This window comes from Saltatorellus ferox, from assembly GCA_007751475.1.
Taxonomy (GTDB): Bacteria; Planctomycetota; UBA1135; order UBA1135.
In genome coordinates, this window is the sequence record CP036434.1 from 5,219,488 (window position 1) to 5,236,713 (window position 17,226).

12 protein-coding genes are annotated in these 17,226 nt (G+C 69.0%); 4 read left to right on the top strand and 8 right to left on the bottom strand.

Going from position 1 to position 17,226, the window contains the following annotated elements:
- The first annotated feature begins 2 nt into the window (after positions 1–2).
- Positions 3–434, top strand: coding sequence for a secondary thiamine-phosphate synthase enzyme YjbQ (locus Poly30_RS18645; protein ID WP_145200643.1), 432 nt, complete (start codon positions 3–5; stop codon positions 432–434).
- Here Poly30_RS18645 and Poly30_RS18650 read toward each other — a convergent pair.
- Both Poly30_RS18650 and Poly30_RS18655 read right to left on the bottom strand, forming a co-directional pair.
- Positions 322–1,287, bottom strand: a complete 966-nt coding sequence (locus Poly30_RS18650) for a hypothetical protein (protein WP_145200646.1) — start codon at positions 1,285–1,287, stop codon at positions 322–324. The two genes, Poly30_RS18645 and Poly30_RS18650, sit on opposite strands and share 113 nt — an antisense overlap.
- A 326-nt stretch (positions 1,288–1,613) precedes the next feature.
- Positions 1,614–2,525 carry an alpha/beta hydrolase gene (locus tag Poly30_RS18655; RefSeq protein WP_145200649.1) on the bottom strand — a complete coding sequence of 304 codons (912 nt, stop codon included), beginning with the start codon at positions 2,523–2,525 and terminating at the stop codon, positions 1,614–1,616.
- 195 nt (positions 2,526–2,720) lie between these two features.
- Between Poly30_RS18655 and Poly30_RS18660 the strand changes: the two genes are divergently transcribed.
- From Poly30_RS18660 to Poly30_RS18670, 3 genes are all read left to right on the top strand, one after another.
- Positions 2,721–3,191 carry a hypothetical protein gene (locus Poly30_RS18660; RefSeq protein ID WP_145200652.1) on the top strand — a complete coding sequence of 157 codons (471 nt, stop codon included), beginning with the start codon at positions 2,721–2,723 and terminating at the stop codon, positions 3,189–3,191.
- A gap of 134 nt (positions 3,192–3,325) precedes the next feature.
- A complete protein-coding gene (locus tag Poly30_RS18665) occupies positions 3,326–4,072 on the top strand; it encodes a tetratricopeptide repeat protein (RefSeq protein WP_145200655.1) in 747 nt (248 codons plus the stop codon).
- Positions 4,073–4,303: 231 nt separating this feature from the next.
- The gene (locus tag Poly30_RS18670; RefSeq protein ID WP_145200657.1) at positions 4,304–4,867 is read left to right on the top strand and encodes a GNAT family N-acetyltransferase; all 564 of its coding nucleotides are present in this window, start codon (positions 4,304–4,306) and stop codon (positions 4,865–4,867) included.
- A gap of 98 nt (positions 4,868–4,965) precedes the next feature.
- Here the strand turns inward: Poly30_RS18670 and Poly30_RS18675 are convergent, their stop codons facing one another.
- The 6 genes from Poly30_RS18675 to crcB all read right to left on the bottom strand — a co-directional run bounded on the left by Poly30_RS18675 (position 4,966) and on the right by crcB (position 17,226).
- Positions 4,966–7,953, bottom strand: a complete 2,988-nt coding sequence (locus Poly30_RS18675) for a sigma-70 family RNA polymerase sigma factor (protein ID WP_419190370.1) — start codon at positions 7,951–7,953, stop codon at positions 4,966–4,968.
- A gap of 191 nt (positions 7,954–8,144) precedes the next feature.
- Positions 8,145–12,128 carry a PD40 domain-containing protein gene (locus Poly30_RS18680; protein ID WP_145200663.1) on the bottom strand — a complete coding sequence of 1,328 codons (3,984 nt, stop codon included), beginning with the start codon at positions 12,126–12,128 and terminating at the stop codon, positions 8,145–8,147.
- Between the two features lie 87 nt (positions 12,129–12,215).
- Positions 12,216–12,626, bottom strand: coding sequence for an ExbD/TolR family protein (locus Poly30_RS18685; protein WP_145200666.1), 411 nt, complete (start codon positions 12,624–12,626; stop codon positions 12,216–12,218).
- Complete coding sequence (locus tag Poly30_RS18690; RefSeq protein ID WP_145200669.1) at positions 12,623–13,378, bottom strand: MotA/TolQ/ExbB proton channel family protein; 756 nt, start codon at positions 13,376–13,378, stop codon at positions 12,623–12,625. Before Poly30_RS18690 ends, Poly30_RS18685 begins: the two co-directional genes overlap by 4 nt.
- A 67-nt stretch (positions 13,379–13,445) precedes the next feature.
- Positions 13,446–16,595, bottom strand: a complete 3,150-nt coding sequence (locus Poly30_RS18695; protein ID WP_419190371.1) for a tetratricopeptide repeat protein — start codon at positions 16,593–16,595, stop codon at positions 13,446–13,448.
- Positions 16,596–16,857: 262 nt separating this feature from the next.
- Positions 16,858–17,226: a fluoride efflux transporter CrcB gene (gene crcB / locus Poly30_RS18700; RefSeq protein WP_145200675.1), complete on the bottom strand. Its 369-nt coding sequence runs from the start codon at positions 17,224–17,226 to the stop codon at positions 16,858–16,860.

The window sequence follows — 17,226 nt, forward strand, 5'->3', positions numbered from 1 at the left end:
CCATGTCCATCACCCACCAGCAGACGACGCTACGGATCCCGACGCGCGGGCGCTCGCTCGTCGACATCACCCGCGAGGTCGCTGACGCCGTGACGAACTCCGGCGTGCGAACCGGACTCGTGACCGTCTTCTGCAGGCACACCTCCGCGAGCCTCGTCATCCAGGAGAACGCGGACCCCAGTGCGGCCCGCGACCTTCTCGCCTGGTTCGAGCGACTCGCACCGGACGGTGATCCTCGATACACGCACACCGCAGAAGGTACGGACGACATGCCGTCTCACCTGCGGAGTGCGATCACCAGGACGTCCGAGACGTTGCCCATCACGAACGGACGGTTGAACGTCGGGACCTGGCAGGGCCTGTACCTCTTCGAGCACCGGACGTCGCCGCACTCGAGAGAGCTACTGGTTCATTGCCAGGGCCTGACGGAGTAGCGTGGCGGTACGTCAGTCCGCGTCCGACAGCGACTCGACGAGCCGGCGGCCCCGCGCCGCCGCCCGCCGCGGGCGTACTCCCGGTCGCGCGCGCAGCGAGGAAGAATCCGAACACATTCGCGGGGAGCGACGAGGCGTCGAGCCGCAACGCGTTCGCCGCTACGCTCGCCTTCCCGTTCACGTCAAGTCGCCCGATGCATCCGGTGCCGTTGGCAACCGCCGTGTCGCAGTAGGTCGTACCGATGGTGCTCGAGCGCCAGACGAACGCGCGCGACGACCCGTTGAGCGGATCGATGGTCCTGTACCCGACGATGACTCCGTTCTCAGAAATGTCGAGGGCGCCGCCCGCGGCCGTCCAGCGGAACGCGCGGTCCTGGCCACCGATCCTCATGCGGCCGACGAGGACCGTTCCGTCGTCGGAAACGGCCCGCGCATCGGCGAAGGTCGCTCCGGGGGTCACGAGATCGACGGCGCCGGTCGCGGCGGTCCAGTGAAACGCTCTTCCCATGAGACCGTTGCTCCAGTAGCCGGCCACGACAGTGCCGTCCGCAGAAACGCCGAGCGCCTCGCTGCTGCCCGACGCCTGCAAGGGTTGGAGACCCGTGGCCTCGGTCCAGCGGAACGCGCGCGCCCCCGACGGGCCGAATGACGCGCCGACGACGGTGGCCCCGTCCGAGGAGATCGCCCTCGCGGCGGAGTCCTCGAAGCCAGGCTGCGGAAGGATCTCGGTGTATCCGCACTGCGCCGCCCCCGCGGTTGCCGTAGCGAGCGCGAGGAAACCCTCGGTCAGGCGGCGCTTGCCTTGAAGGAGCGTGAGGGTGCAAGAGCGGACTCGAGCAAACCTTGTGTGCATGGGGCCTCGGGAAGAGAGGGTCCAAGAAACGTGGGTAAGAGCGGTCGATCCCGACTGTATGGGCTTCCCCCCCGGTCTCGCAACGCCTTCGGCCCCGCCCTACCCCGCCACCCGACCCGGTGTGCCTCGATCCACGACCCGTCGGCCGGGGCACTCCAGAACGAGCACGCGGTAGCGCAGGGGCACGGCGGACTCACCGCGCTCCTCGGCGATCTCGAAAGCACTGCGCGGTCCTCGCGATCGCAGGTTGGCTGGGTTGGATCAGGGAATGGCCGGAATGAGGCCCATGGTGGTCCTCCCCGCATGTCCGCCGCGCACCGAGACGTTCAGTTCGATGTCAGCACGTGGCGGAGCATGCGCGGGAGCCGCGCGCGCCAGCTGTCCTCGTTGTGCGCGCCGTCGACGTCCAAGGCGTGCACCCGATCGCCGCCGCGCTGGGTAAGCACTTCGAAGAGCGCGCGGCAGTGTTTGCGGATGGGCGGTTGTTCGTGGTGGCCGATGTCTGCCGCGATGCGCGGTACGATCGATGGGCTCTCTTGCGCGAGCCGCGTCAGGAAGCCGTCGTCGATCCAGGCAGATGGTGACAGCGCGACCGCTGCACCGAACACGCCTGGCCGTGTCAGCGCGCCGTACAGCGCCGAGAACCCGCCGATCGAGGAGCCGAGCAGGACCTGATCTTCGGCGGCGTGGGAGAGCGGAACGTGGCCGAGGAAAGCTCGCACCGCTGGCAAGACCTCGTGCTCGAGGAGATCCAGGTAGAGATCTCCGCAGCCTCCGAACTCGATGTCACCGAGCCGGGCGCGGATCGGGACGTACTGGTCGGCGCGCGTGCTTGCGTGTACGCCGATCGCGACGACGACGGCGGGGCGCACGGCCCCCGAGCATAAGAGCCCATCCATTACACGATGCATCTGCAGCGTGCCAGACTGGTGGAGCGGCGAGACCGATCCGTGATTCGCGGGTTCGAAGGCCTTGTGTCCATCGTTGACGAGGACGATGGGCAGCGGCGTACTGCCGCGTAGCTCCGTGGCAGGCACATAGATCCGCAGTTGCCGCGCTCCGGCCAGCCGCTGGCCTTCCAGCAACAGGTTCTCGATCTCCCCGCGGAGGGCCTGCGGCATCACCAGCGCATGAAACTCCGGGCGGTCGTCATGGGCCCCGATGTGGCTCGGGGGATCGTGCGGAACGCGGCAACTCATCTTCGGGTGCTGGACGATATCCAGGACCGAGGCGCCCATGGACAGTAATTACGGACCGATGGACAGAGATCCTGGCGGTACCGAGCCTGACCCAAAGCCGCCACGTTTCCGATCGGGGAGAATCCCTTCGAATCGAAACGTGGCGGCTTAGGGTCGAGATCGGTACTACCAGAACGAGCCGTCTCCGCCCTGGACTGGCGGATTCGGATCGGGGATCGTACCGTCCGAGCGGCCATGACCAAATCCAGCGCCCACCTCGAACGCTACCGCAACCGTCTCGCCAAGGAAGAAGTCGCTGCCTCCCTCGGTCCTTACCCGTGGATGGGACTGATCATCGCCTGCGTTCTCCTGTGGCGAGCGCTCTTCACATTGACGGGATGGCCAGCGCTTCTGTCTGCCGGGATCGCTGGCTGGTTCCTGGCCATCTGGTGGGGTCTGCGTCGGGCCGCCGACTGGGCGCGGGTCACGATCGGATCTGCGGCCGCCCTCGGAGTCGTGGTCAATCTCTGGACGTGGTGGGCGCAAGCCGCTGAGCTGAGAGGACTCGACCATGTACAGCGAGGCATCGGAATGGCCATCGGACTCTCGCTGGCGTTCTACTTCCTTGGACGTGAGGGCCGCGAGCAGTTCGCGCGCGCGCGCCTATTCGATACGGAGCGCGGTCGCCCCCCCGGCGGAGCGACAGGTGGAGATCCGTCAGCGTGACGGTACCTGTGGCGGTACCGAAGCGGTCAGCCTGGGCGCTCGAGTAGGAGTCTGTCACCCGGATGTCACGCAGCTCCATTCACGCGCTGGCGAGGCTCCCTCGACGCGGCCACCTTCCGTAACATCGCCGCACCATGACCATACTCTCCACCTTCTCCATCGACTCGGTCCTCAGCCCCAGCGGCGACTCCTTCGACAGCGATCGCGAGGGGCTGCGCGACGCGCTCTCCACCGGCGATCCAACCGCCCGCAAGCAGGTCTTCGACTTCGCCAATCGCTACTGGGCCACGGTCGCGACCGAGGCATGGAACGAAGGTGAGCGTAGCTCGGAGATCATGGAGATTTGCCTCGACGTGAAGCGCCTCTGCGAATGGGTCTACGAGACGTCCCGCGAGGAGTCGGAGGAGCGCTACGACACCGGCGGCGCGGTCACGACCTCCGGCATGATGCTCTACGTCCTCGGTGACACGGACGGCGCGATCGAACGATTCCGCGAGATCATCCGGCGGCCCGTGAACTCCTACTTCCATGAGTCGACGTTCGAGAAGCTCATCAGCGTACTGATCAAGGACGACCGAGCGGATGAGGCGATGGTGGAGGTCGAGCAGCTCCTCGAGTCCTATCCGCACAACGACTTCGGCGCGCGGGTAAAGGAGGCATACGCCCACGAGATGGGGAGCGGCGGCTCCGCCGGGGGCGGGGGGACCAAGATCGACGCGGAGACCTACGGAAAGGTGACGACGGCGCTCAGCGAGCAATTCTCGCGTGACATCGAGACGCTGTCGGCGCAGGGGCTTCCGCCCGCGGAGCTCCAGGTCCGGATGGGTGATGCGCAGAAGGCGTTTCAGTCGGCGATGGAGCTCCTCTCGCGCCTGCTGTAGCCATGCCGGTCGCCGGATGGTGGCCGATCGATCCAGATTTTGGATCCCATTCAGAATCAGGAAGAGTCGCGACCCCGAGGACTGTGACAGGAGAGCGCAACGTGGCGGTACCGAGCCTGACCCAAAGCCGCCACGTTTCGGATCGGAGGGACACCCCTCCAATCGAAACGTGGCGGCTTTGGGTCGGGTTCGGTACCACCGGGTACGATTCCTTGGAAGAGGAGCCACCCCATGAGCGACGACACTGCCGCAACCCCACCGCCGCACGACATCACGATCCGCGGCCTTGCCCCGTCCGATGGCGAGGCGCTGTCCGTCCTTTACGCCGCGCCTGGCGCCGTGTGGGGCACGCTTCAGATGCCCTTCCCCCACAGGCACTTGTGGCTCGACCGCACACAATCGCCTACGCCGGGGATCCACCAGCTCGTCGCGTGCTCCGGGGAGCGCGTGGTCGGGCACCTGGGACTGCACCTCGCCGAGAATCCGCGGAGGCGCCATACGGCGGGCTTTGGCATGGCGGTCGACGACGGGTTTCAACGCCGCGGAGCTGGCGGCGCGCTGCTCGACGCCGCCATCGACCTCGCCGAGAACTGGTACGGCGTGCTGCGGCTCGAGCTGGAGGTCTACGTTGACAACGAGCCAGCCATCGGCCTCTACCGCTCCAGGGGCTTCGAGGTCGAAGGCGTCAAGCGAGCGTTCGCGCTACGCGGCGGCTCCTACGTGGACACGCTCGTGATGTCACGCCTGCGGCTCCCCGAAGGCATACTCCGCGTCAAGGGCCCGGACCTGGCCTGACGCTGGCGCCACTCCGTGGCAGTACCGCCACATTCAGCGTCGCGAGAAGGATCCGTACAGAATCGGATCTGGAGCGCGCGCCGACCGTCGGTGAAGCGTCACCTGACGACGACACGGGAGGGACTGCCGCCGAGCACTTCGGCGGATCCGCTACGGCCTTCCACGTCCTCCACTTCCAGAAGATAGAGCGCGCCCGGCTCCAGTCCATGGAGCCTCAGCCTCTCGCCGAAAACCATCTGCTCTGGCCGATCCGACTGGCGGAGCAGCAGACCCCTCCCGTCGCGGAGTCGCCAGGAAAGCCCGAAGCTCAGGATCTCGTTCTCGAGGCGCGCCGCCCGATTCGGGGTCGCCGCCACATACTCGACGGCGACTGGCGTGAGGTGCTTGCGGGAGACCTCGATGCGTTGCGGGGCCGCATCGCTTGCCTGCCCCATGGCAGGCACGACGACCTCGATTTCGCGGTAGACATCCTCGCCCTCGATGACGAGACGAGTGCTCCCCGAAGGCACCGGGCCGAACTCGACGATCCCCTGCTCGGCTTCGCCCAGGTAGAGCCGATAGGGCCCGAAGTCGGGCTTCGATCGGATCTCGTACACGTGGACGCGCTCTCGCTCGCCGGCCTCCGAAACGAGCGCCATCGGCGGGTCGAAGGCAAAATCGAGTCGGAACATCGCGCCCTCGGAAAGAACGATCGGCGGGAGCTCCAGCTTTTCGTCAGCCCGTACTTCCAGCATGGTGAGCGACTCCGCCATTCCAGGCGCACGGATCGTCAATGCGTGCCGACCGATCGCGACGCCTTCGAATCGGAAGACTCCGCTGACCTGGCCCTGGACCGTTCCCCAGTAGCCTCCCTCGAGGAATTCCATCTCGGCGTCGAAGTCGGGCACGGGCGCTCCGTCTTCCGTCGTGACATGGCCCTCCACGGAACCAGTGGAGAGCTTCGCCATGGGGACCACGATCTGGATCGGCCCTCTTCTCGGCAGGACATCGACGAGGGTAGCCAGCACCCGCGTGGACCGCGACGCATCGGGTTCGGGCGCGCACACCTCCAGTGCCGTCGCGGCGAGCGGTGCGTGAGGGATCCGGAAGACGCCCGCCTCATCGGTCCTGGCGCTCCAGGACCTCGTTCGGTACCCCTCGGCGGAGACCTCACAGCCGACCAGCGGCTGGCCCTCTTCGTCCAGGACGAATCCGTGCACGGAGTGTGTCTGCGGCGCGATCAGGATCTCCAGCGCTTTCACCCCTTGCGTCCCCAGGACGACCGTCCGCTCGTGCACGATCTCGTCCATGACGCGAACGGTGAGCTCGGCGGAAGTTCCCTGCAGGCCCTCGATGACGAACTCTCCACGCTCATCGGTCATGGCCCCTCGAAACGTCTCATCGCCCGGCGGTCCCACCCCCACGATCGCTTGCTCCACTGGCTCGCCCGTGGCTTCATCGCGGACCACCCCCTGGATCGAGTTCCCTCGTGAGAGACGAATCTCCAGGTCGGTTGTCTTGTCTCGTACGACCACGGCCTCGCCCGCGACCAGCCCATGGCGGGCGGTACGCACCGTCCAATGGCCAGGCCCAGGCCGAAGAACCGGGAGCCGAAAGCGTCCTTCGTCGTCGGTCCAGTCGCCGGTGATCACCGACTTCGGCGCATCCGCCAGCACCGCATCCACGGTGGGCTGGAACCCGACCGGCGCGCCCACCATGGGCGCACCGTCCTCGTCCAGGACGATGCCAGACAGTCCGCCCGATCCGCCTTCGAGGGTCAGTCGGAGTTCGGTCGCGTGGGCACTCGTGCCTCCGACATGCCTGGCGAGCGACGTCCCTCGATCTGGATGCGATGCGGCGATGCCCACGTATCCACTCAGGCCCTCAAGCTCGAAGTCCCCATCGCTGTCCGACTCTGCCTGTGGAATGCTCCATCCGTTGCTGGTCGTCATCACCAGAATCTTCGCCCCCGAAACGCCCCGGCCCCCGCCGTCGATCACGCGTCCGCGCACCGACAACTCCCGTCTCACCCGCAGCGTCACCGAGCGCAGCTCGCCGGGCTCGAGCTTCAGATTGAGGTAGCTTCCCGTGTTGCTGGTCAACCCCCCGTACCCCGGCGGCAGGTTCGCGAATCGAACCCTTCCGGCGGCATCGGCCTGAACCATCTGGCGACCGTAAGCAGAGAGCCAAAGGCCGGACGCTGGCTCCTCCGTATCGTCCCAGATCGCCTGCACATCCAGCGTCGCGCGTTCCTCTGCAGGCGGTAGCGGGAAGGCGGCCCGCGCGGATGCCAGGGTCTCTCGTTCCTCAGACGCGGCGACGGCGGCCATGCGGTCCGTCTCCCCGCTCCCGTCCAGAGTGGGCGACGGCGGGGTCAAGTTGGCGACCTCGTCCAGGGCCGCCTTGGAGCCCCGCGCCAGCGGTTCGAGCGCATCAGCAGCAGGCGACGGACTCCACCACCACGCGGCGCACAGGAGTACGGCGACTGCGGCGGTGATCCCGGTCACCGCCATGGCTCTCGCGCTCCACCTCGGCGCGCGAAGGACCCACGGTGCGAGCGCCGACATCCAGGCCGAGCGATCTCCACCCGAGCGACCGTCGAGCGTCTCGCGCAGCGCTGCGCAGGCGCGCGACGCTCTTTGTCGCGCGAGCGCCTCGGTAATGTCGAGCCGCGCCGCGATCTGTGCGTACGAGCGATCCTCGAAGTAGCGCAGCACCGCCACGTCCCGTAGCGGCGCGTCGAGTGCCAGTACGGCCTCGGCCAGAAAGCGCCTCAACTCGGCGCGCTCCAGCTCGGCGCTCGGGCTGTGGCTGCGGGATTCCGCGCCGTGAAGCCGATCCTCGTCCCTTGCGTGCTGCGCTTCGCGCCCCTTACGCCCGTGCTCCTCACGCCAGCGCTCGGCCGCGCGCCGCGTCGCGATGACCCGCAGCCAGCCACGCAGGCGCCCTCGCTCGCGAGCGCGCGGCGGCGCGCTCTCCAGCGCGGCGCGGTAGGTGTCCTGAACGAGATCCCCCGCTTCCCCCGCGCCAACGAGCCCCGTGGCAAGCCGGGTCAACCAGCCGTGTTCCTTCAGGAGCGAGTCGATTTCCATCCTCTGTTCTGTCATGGCAGCTCGGTGATGGAGCGGAGCGCGGATTGTGACAGATCCCCTCGAATTCGCTCCGGTCGGCGCCATTTGTCGACCGCCGGAGGAAGAACAGAACGTTCGATCCTCGCAGGAAAAGGATACGACCCGAATCGGTCGCGCAGGACAGACAGCGGATTCGGCCGAAGATCCCGCGGGGCCCTACCGGCGAATCACTCCACCTTCAAGAGAGGCGTGAAGTAGCGGTAGTACACCTCGAGCGTCAGCACGTTCATCGCCGTCGTATAGGAGCGATCCCCGTCCGAGTCCTGGGCGTAGCCCGCGTAGATCGAGATCGGGCGCCACGAGCCGTCCGGGTCCTGGGCGGGAACGAGCGTTTCCTTCAGCGCCGTGTTCCAGCGCTGCCAGTCGTCGCCGCCCGCTCGGAACATCGCCAGCGTTCCGTAGTACCAGAAGTAGAGGTTGCCCTGGGCCTTGTAGACGAAGTCGTCCTCGCCCGTGAAGCGGTAGCCCCGCGGCGAGCGCGCGTGCACGAAGTCACGGGCCGGCGCGAACTGCGGCGCGCCGATGTCCGCACCCAGCAGCGACAGCGCGAACATCGAGGCCGGCGTGGAGCCGGGGAGGAGCGGGTAGTCCGAGCGCAGGCGGCCCGGATCGTGGCTGTAGCGGAAGGCGCTCCTGGAGGGATCCCACGAGTTCACGAGGAACTGCTGGGCGCGCGCGAACACGGGCCTCGGCACGTCGATGCCCCCGAGCTTCGCCGACTCCAGCGCCATCACCTGCCACGCCGTGACCGACGCCCGCGGCCAGCGATCGAGCGTGCGCCCATCGGCAAAGAAATACGACCAGCCGCCGTCGAGCAGCGGATCCCGCGACGACACCTGGTTGTCCACGATGTGCTGAACCGCCGCGACGAGCGGGCCGCGGAACTGCGCCGCACTCGTGAGCGCGAACGCCTCCCCCAGCGCGTAGGTCGCGATCGCATGACCGTAGGAGCTCGTGTTTCCGAAGTGACCCGAGGCCGGATCCTGGGAGTCGACGAGGAACTGGAGCCCCTTCGCGACGTTGTCCGAGTACTCGGTGTTCGACTGCGGCGTGTGGCCCGCGCCCATGAAGGCGAGGCAGGCGAGGCCGGTCTTTCCGACCATGGGCTGGCCGTACTTGTCGTCGATCTCCTTGCGACCCCAGCGCCCGTCCGAACGCTGGCGCCGGGCCAGGTAGGCGAGCCCGCCCTCGACCGCGCGCTCCGTCTCGACGCCGCCGCCGTACTCCTCCAGCGCCGCGATCTTCCGCTCACCGGTGCGCGACTGGTAGGGAGTCCTGTCCCACTGCTCCAGGCTCAGCTTCGCCACCGGCACGCCCTGGGGCGGCCGCGGAGCGTCGGGGGCCTTCAGCTCGACCGCTGCCGGCGCGGGCGCTTCGAAGCCCACGGCGCCGCCGCTCCCCGTGTTCGTCGCGATGCGGCCAGGGCCCTCCACGGGTCCTTCACTGCGATCTCTACGTCGCAGCGAGCCGGTGTCCGTGGGACCGAGATCCGCCATGATCGAGCCGGTCGCGGAGGGTGCCTCCGCACCCGACGCTGGAGTCGAGGGCCGAGCGGTGGGTTCACCGGCCAGATCGGCCACGCTGACCTCGCGCGCCGCGCTTGGCCCTGCGCTGGGCCCGACGCTTCGCTCCAGCTCCTGTTCCACCGAAGCGCGGCCCGGCATCGCGAAGCTGGGTGCTTCCGCCGCGCTGCGCGAGCGACTGCGCCCGATCGGGGCCAGCACGGACGGGGCCAGGTCACTCGCGGAAGCGAGCTCCGAGGACGCGCCGGAATCGGCCGTCACCTCGCGCGCGGGTCCGAAAAGTTCACTCCGCGGCTCCTTCGAACGATCCAGCGCCGCCGCCGCCTGCCCCGCTCCTTCCAGGGCGTCGAACGCGGGGGCTGCCGGCCCCTCCGTGCGCTCGATCTCTGCCTCGCCGCTCGGGCCCGCCAGCGCAATCTCGACGGGCGTGGTCGCACGACCGGACTCCGTGAGCGTCGGCACCGCCGTCGGCAGCGCCACCGGACCACCGACCGGATCCGAGCGCTCCGAACGCCGCAGCTCGGACGTCGCGCTCGGCGCAACGGCCACGCTCTCACCCGGCGCCCGCTCCGCACGGGGCGCCTCGGCCCGGAGCGTCGGCGCGTCCGAACTCGTGCGCGACGAGATCCGCGCCTCGTCCGACTGACTCAACGCCAGCGGATCCGAGGCGGTCCGCGCATCGGCGACCTTGCGTTCGAAGTCGACCTCGGGACCGCTCATCGTGGGCGTCCGCTCCGCTTGCTGGACCGAGGACGGCGCGTCCTGCGATCGATCGACCGTCACGGAGCTGCGCGACGGGGCGTCCCGGGGCGCGTTGCGCTCGGAGCTGCGCTCCAGCCGCGCCGCGCTCGGCGCCTCGGTGCTCGCCACGGGCACGTTCGCGGACGCCGCCGCGAGCGCTCGATCCCTGGCGACCTCCGCCGCCGTCCGCTCCGTCCGATTCGACTCGACCTCACTCGCGGCCACGCTGAGCGGTGCGGCCTCGCCGGTCTTGCGCTCGAAGGCCTCCCGCGCCTCGGCGATCGATTGCTGGAACGCCTGGTCGACCTCGACCTCGCGCTCCGGATCCGGCGCGTCCATGGGCGTCGGCCCGTCGGCCATCTGCGCCTCGGATCGCTGAAGCGCCGTCATCGAAGCCGACGCCGCCAGCTCCGCCGCGGCCACAGCCGCGAGCTCCGCACGCGTGAGCTGGTCCGAGGTCTCGGCCTCGGAGCGCGCGGCCTCCACGCGTCCCCCACGCTCCTCGTTGCGCTGGGCGCGCAGCGAGTTCGGGTCCTCGACGAGGCGTACCCGCACCCGATCCGGATCGCCCTCGCGCAGCTCCATCGGCCCGGACTCCGGAACCACGTCCCGCGCCCAGAAGAGAAGCGCGAGGTGAATCAGCAGTGACACGAGGAACGCCTTGTAGATGACGTCCATCCCCTTCCAGCGCTTCGCGAGGGCCGCGAGCAGCGCAAGAAGCAGGAGCGCGAGGAGAACGATGATCTCGCGCCAGCCGATCGGCTTACCCGGCGTCCGAACGACCTCGCGGCTCGTCGCGCGCCAGACGTCCCAGTTGACCTCGGTATCGGGGAGCGCGGTGCGCTGGCCCGACTCGTCCACGGTGAACTCGTCGCCGCGCGCGAAGAGCAGCGCGAAGCCGTCCGGCGTCGATCGCGGGTAGCGTTCGGACGCATCGGTGTTGACGCCCTCCAGCGGACGCGGCGGCAGCCACTCGTCCGTGAACTCGGGGCCCGGGTGATCGAAGGGCCGGCGCGCGGCGCGGAAAAGGTCGAAGTCGGTGTCGGTGCGGTTCGCGCTCGAACGCTGGAGCCCGAGCGGTACCTCGCGCGAGGACACGGCCTCGCCGAAGCCGAAGAGCCCCGAAGACATCGTGCCGCGATCGGACGCGAAGAGCAGCGCGCGACCGTCGACGGTCAGCGACGGGTCACGCTCGTCGTAGGGCGTGTTGATCCCGTCGAGTCCATGGACTTCCCAGACCACCTCGGCCCCATCGCGGATCGGAAGCGGCTCGGCGGAGTACAGGTCGAACTGGCGCGGCGCCTGGGCGGCCTTCTCCTCTACCGTGAGCCTGTTCGAGGCGAACAGAATCGCGTCGGAGCCCGGAACCGCGGTCGGATCCGTCTCGTCTGCGGGCGTGTTCAAGCCGCGACCGGCGAGGTGCTCCGGCTTGCCGAAGACGCCGCGATCGTAGTCCGACCGCCAGATATCGAGGCCGCCTTCCCCGCCGGGCCGGTTCGACGCGAACAGCAGCGCGCCGTCCGTCGTGAAGGCAGGCGCGAGTTCGTCCGCCGAGCTGTTCACGCCGATGAGCGGTCGCGGCTCCAGCGCTCGGCCGGAGCGGTCGAGGTCGCAGACCCAGATGTCGGTGCCGAGCCCTCGGGCGCCGACGACGAATACCATGTAGCGCCCGTCCGGCGAGAGCACCGGGGCGCTCTCCGGCTCGTCGGAGTTCAGGTCGCCCGTGAGTGGAAGCGGATCGTCCCAGACCGCGTAGCGCAGCTCGTCGACGGATTCGATCTCGATCGTGCGCTCGCCGTCCGTGAACGCTCCCTCGGTGCCGAGGTACGGGCGGAAACGAAGCCACGCCGCCAGGAACCCAGCCGCCAGAAGGCTGACTGCGATCACGACGTTCTTGGAGAACTGTCCGCCGACTTGTGGCTCGCTGGCGATGGCTCGGGCTCCGGAGGCTTGCGGAAAGGAAAGGGAGGGCGGTTACTTGTCGACCGTCGAGATACCGATGTCGCGCAGGCCGGAGATACGGCACGCGTCCATCACGTCGGTGACGACCTGCAGCTGGGCGATCTTGTCGCCTCGGATGGTGACCGGCGTCTCGGGATTCTCGCGCGCCGCGCGCGCGAAGATCTCGACCATGCGGTCCTGGTTCACGGTTTCGCCCTCGATCTGGATGCTGCCGTCGCGCAGGACGAAGACCTCGATGTCCTTCGTCTCTGGCGCCGCGACCTCGCCGCTCTCGGCGCTCGGGAGGTCGAGGTCCATCTGTTTCTCTTGCTCCGAGAACGTCGTCGCGACCATGAAGAAGATCAGGAGCAGGAACACCACGTCGATCATCGGCGCGAGGTTCAGCGCCAGCTCGGCGGCCGGGTCTTTGGAGTCGATCTTCATACCGTCAGCGTGACCGCTTCGTCGCGCTCGTCGGAGGTCACGTCGCTCTTGCCCCTGGAGGCCTTGCCGCCGCGGCGGCGCACGGCGTTCTCCGCGTCGCGATGCACGGACTCGGCGCGGGAAGCGAACTTCTCGATCTGGCCCTGAAGGAACCAGTACGCACAGATCGCCGGGATGGCGACGACGAGGCCCGCGGCCGTCGTCGTGAGCGCGCGGTAGATGCCGCCTGCGAGCAGCTCGGGCTTGCCGATGCCGCCCTCGCCCGCGATGCTGCCGAACGCCTCGATCATGCCCCACACGGTGCCGAGCAGACCCAGGAGCGGCGCGATCAGCCAGACGAGGAACAGCGGGCGCAGGTTGCGGCTCATCGCACGGACCTCCGCGTGGGCCGCGTCTTCGACGACCTTCTCGCGCTCGGAGAAGTCCGCGTCCATGCGCTCCAGCGCGGCGCCGACGATGCGGGCGAGCGGCTTGGAACCGTTCTCGTTGCAGACGCGCAGCGCCGCCAGCGCGCCATCCTTCTCCGCGGCCGCGACGATGTCACGGCCGAGGCGGTTCGACCCGAGGTGGCCCGCCCGCAGACCGATCCAGCGCTCGATCGAGAACGCGAGCGCCAGCAGCGAGCACAGTCCGATCGGAATCATCAGCGGCCCGCCCCGCAGGATCAGGTCCTGGAGCGACTCGGCGGTCATCCCCTGGGCCTGGAGCAGAGCGAACGGCACCGCGGCTGCGGCAAGGTAAAGAGTCGTCATGGGATGGGATCAGGTCGTGGCCAGCTCGTGGAGGTCGTCGATGCGGTTCGCGGCGGTCCTGGACGGATCAAACGCCGTCCGCGAGGCGCTTCCTGGCCTCTTTCGCGTAACGGGTGTCGGGGTAGTCCTTGACCACCTCCTCGTAGCGCTCCGCTGCGCGCTTCTTCTCGCCGCTGCGCTCGAGCACGTCGCCCGCGCGCACGAGCGCTTCGGCGCACTCCTCGGCGTGGCCGTAGAGCACGGCCACCTTGAGGTACTCGGAGAGCGCGCCTTCGAGGTCGCTCTCCTCCTCCAGGATGCGGCCGGTTTCGATGCGCGCCTGCGCGGCGAGCACGCCCTCGTCGGACTCGATCACGCGGCTGAGCGACTGACGCGCCGCGCGGCGGTCACCGCGGCGGCTGAGCGCGCGACCTCGCCAGAGTTCGGCCTCGACGAGACTCGGGAACTCAGGGTAGCGCGACACGAGGTTGCCGAGCGCGTCCGCGGACGCGCCCCAGTTCTCCAGCTGGCCCTCGGCGAGCCCGAGGCGGAACAGCGCCTTGGAGCGCGAAGCGTGGTTCGGGTGGTCCTTGACCATGCGGCGCAGCCAGGTCGCCGACGGCTCGAACTCGCTCTCCCGATAGAAGGCTTCGCCCGCCAGGAACATCGACTCCGGAGCGAGCACGCCCGTGGGGAAGCGCTCGACGAGCGTGGCGAAGGCCTTGGCCGCGTCCGCGTTCTTGCCGCGGCGAAGCTCGGAGAAGCCGCCCTTGTAGAGCGCGCGTTCGGCGACCTCGTCGGTCGCGTGCTGCGAAGCGGCCACGTAGAGCGGAGCCGCACGTTCGTCGTCGCCCGCGTCGTAGTAGGCCTCGCCGACGAAGAACAGGAGCTCCGCGACGTCTGGGCTCTCCGGCTGCGCTTGACGCGCGGCGATCGCCTGCTGGGCGGCTCCCTGGGAGTCGCCTTGATCGAGGGCCACGAACCCGAGTTCGATGCGCGCAGTCGCCACGGCGTCCGGAGCTTGGAGCTTGGTGGTCAAGGACTGCCAGAGTTCCTTGCGTCCGTCGAGGTTGCCGCCCTCGGCGAGCACGCCGTCGACGAGGCGCGCCGCCGCCAGCAAGCGCTGTTCGTCGCCGGTGCGCGCCGCGAACGCGCGGAACGCAGCGACCGCGTCATCTGCGCTCCTCGCCTTGGCGAACGACCAGACGAGCAGCTCGAGCGACGCGTTGCGCAGCTCGTCGGAAGCCGCACCATCGCGGGCGACCTCCCAGAGCGGCACCGTGGCAGCCTGGTACTCTCCCTTCTGATAGCGCGCCCAGCCGAGGCCGTAGCGCGCGTTCTTCGAGAGTTCGTTCTGTGGGAAACGCTGCACGAGCGCCTCGTAGGCGGCCGCGCCCTGATCGGCCTGGCCGAGTTCGATGTAGCGCTCGGCGGCCTCGCTCAGCGCGGCGGGCAGCAGCGAGCTCTGGGGGTGCTCCGCGACGAGGCGAGCGTAGAAGTTCGCGCCCGCTGCGCCCGGCGTCAGGCGCGCGAGGCGAAGGAGCGCCTCGTCGGCGAACGCGCCGGCCTGGCCCGTGGCATCGGCGTAGGCGCCGAACGCCTGGGCCGCGCCCGCGTCGTCGCCCTCTTTCAAAGCCGCGCGACCGGTCATGAACAGCGCCTCGGAGCGCTCGGCCTCGGTGAGGCTCGGATCCTTGGCCGCGGCCGTGAACAGCTGACGGGCGCTGGCGGTATCGCCCGAGTACCAGTGACACCAGGCGAGGCGCGACTTCGCGCGGGACACGAGAGCCGGGTCGACGGGCTTGGCGGCCGCGGCGCCGTTCGTCGCCCCGGGCTGCGCAGGCTTCGACTCGTCGAGGAGCCTGCGCAGGATCGGCTCGGCTTCCGTGTAACGCTCCAGGCGGAAGAGGGCCTCGGCGCGCGTGAGCAGCGCCTCCAGGCGGAAGTCGGATCCGGGCTGCCGCGCGGCGCCCGTGAGCAGCGTGCGCGCGAGACGCTCGGCCTCCTCGGCGTCCCCTGCGTTCAACCGCGCGACGGCGGCAGCGTGCAGCGCGTAGGCGCTACCGGACTGCTCGTAGAGCGCCGCGGCTTCCTCGGCTCGGCCGAGCTCGAAGAGCGCGTCACCGGCGGCGATCCGAAGCTGAACGGCCAGCGCCTCCTCGGGACTCTTCGTGAGGCCCTCCTTCGCGGCATCGAGCGCCGCGCCGTGGTTCCCCTGACCGGCCTCCGCCAGCGCGAGCCAGTAGCGCGACTGCGCGTCCTGCACGGTCGGCGCGGAGCGCAGGGCCGACGCGGCCTCCGCGAACTTCTTCGCCCGTACCAGCTGAACCCCGCGCTGCAGGGCGACCTCCGGAGCGAACTTGCCCCTCGGGAACTGGCCGAGGTACTGTCCGAAGCGACTCGCCGCAGCGGCCGCGTCGCCCCTGGCCACCTCGGCGAAACCGGCGCCGCGCAGCGCGACCTCGGCGTACTCGCCCTTCGTCGCGCGACCGTACCACTGGATCGCCTGCTCGGGACGGCCCGCTTCCAGGTTCGCTTCGCCCGCGAGGAACGCGAGTTCACCCGCCTGTGGGTCGTCCGCATGCTGGCGGAGGAAGTCCTCGGCGGCCGCAATCGTGGCGTCGAAGTTCTTGCTCTTCCAGGCGCTCCACGTCCGGCCATAGCGCGCGTCGCGCACGTACTCGGCCGCCGCGTCGTCCTTGCGGGCGAGCACTCGGCCATAGGCGGCCCCGGCCTCGTCGAACGCTTCGCTGCGGAACAGCGCCTCGGCGAGCAGGTAGATCGCGGGCGACTTCAGGTACTCCGCGTCCGAGGCCTCGACGGCCTTCAGGCTGGCGGCCGCGACGGCGTTCTCCCCGAGCTCCAGCGCACACATGCCGACGCGGAACTTCACTTCCATCGCCTGCTCGAAGCCCGACACGCGGTCGAGGGCCTGGTACTGGCCGAGCGCCTCTCGCGTCTTGCCGAGTTCGAAGTAGGCATCCGCCAGCCGGTAACGCACCGCGTTCGCGCGGGCGTGATTCGTGAAGCGCTGGAGGAAGTCGGTCGCCTCCTTCACCACCATGTCGTGGAGCCCGCGCTTGGCGAGGCCCGCGATGAGCGCGGACTGCTCGTCTCCCTTGTCCAGAACGAGGACCGACGGCGGATGCGCGGGAGCGGCGTAGCCAGCCGGGACGGCGGCGAAGAGCGGTGAAATCGTCGAGGTCGAGGCGAGCGCGAGAGCCAAAAGGGCAGACACGGAGCTCCTCCTGATGCAGTGGATGCGGCGGCGTGGGTGCATGATGTGCGGTTGGGAGCCCGAGACCACGGCACGGACGGCCCCGACTCATACTACCCCGGTAACTGTGGTCGGCGTTTTCAGCCGGAAGACCTTTACGGTTCCGATATGACACGCCTCGAACGTGAAGAATGCCTCAGCAGGAGAACGTCGGTGGTACGGAACCGGAGCCCGTCAGTGCCCGGCGCGAGTCAGGGCCCGGCGCGAGTCAGCCCGGCGCGAGTCAACCCGTCAGGGCCAGACCCGCGCGGGCCGCAGCCAGCGCCAGCACCACGTTGAGCACGATCGAGGCCGCGGCGGCCCCGTGCTGGCCGGTACGCAGTAGCCCGACGGTCTCGAGACTGAAGGTCGAAAAAGTGGTCAGGGCGCCCAGGACCCCCACCGCGACGAAGTGTCGGTGGGCTTCGATCCAGGAACCTTTTTCCATGAGTCCCGCTGCCACACCGATGCAGAAGCTCCCGACCACGTTCACGAGCAGGGTCGCGAAGGGAAAGGTGGACCCGGCGAGCCACACCGCCACCAGGTAGCGCAGGATCGCGCCCACGAAACCACCGGCGCCGACGAGGAGTAGTTCACCTATCACGGGGCCCAT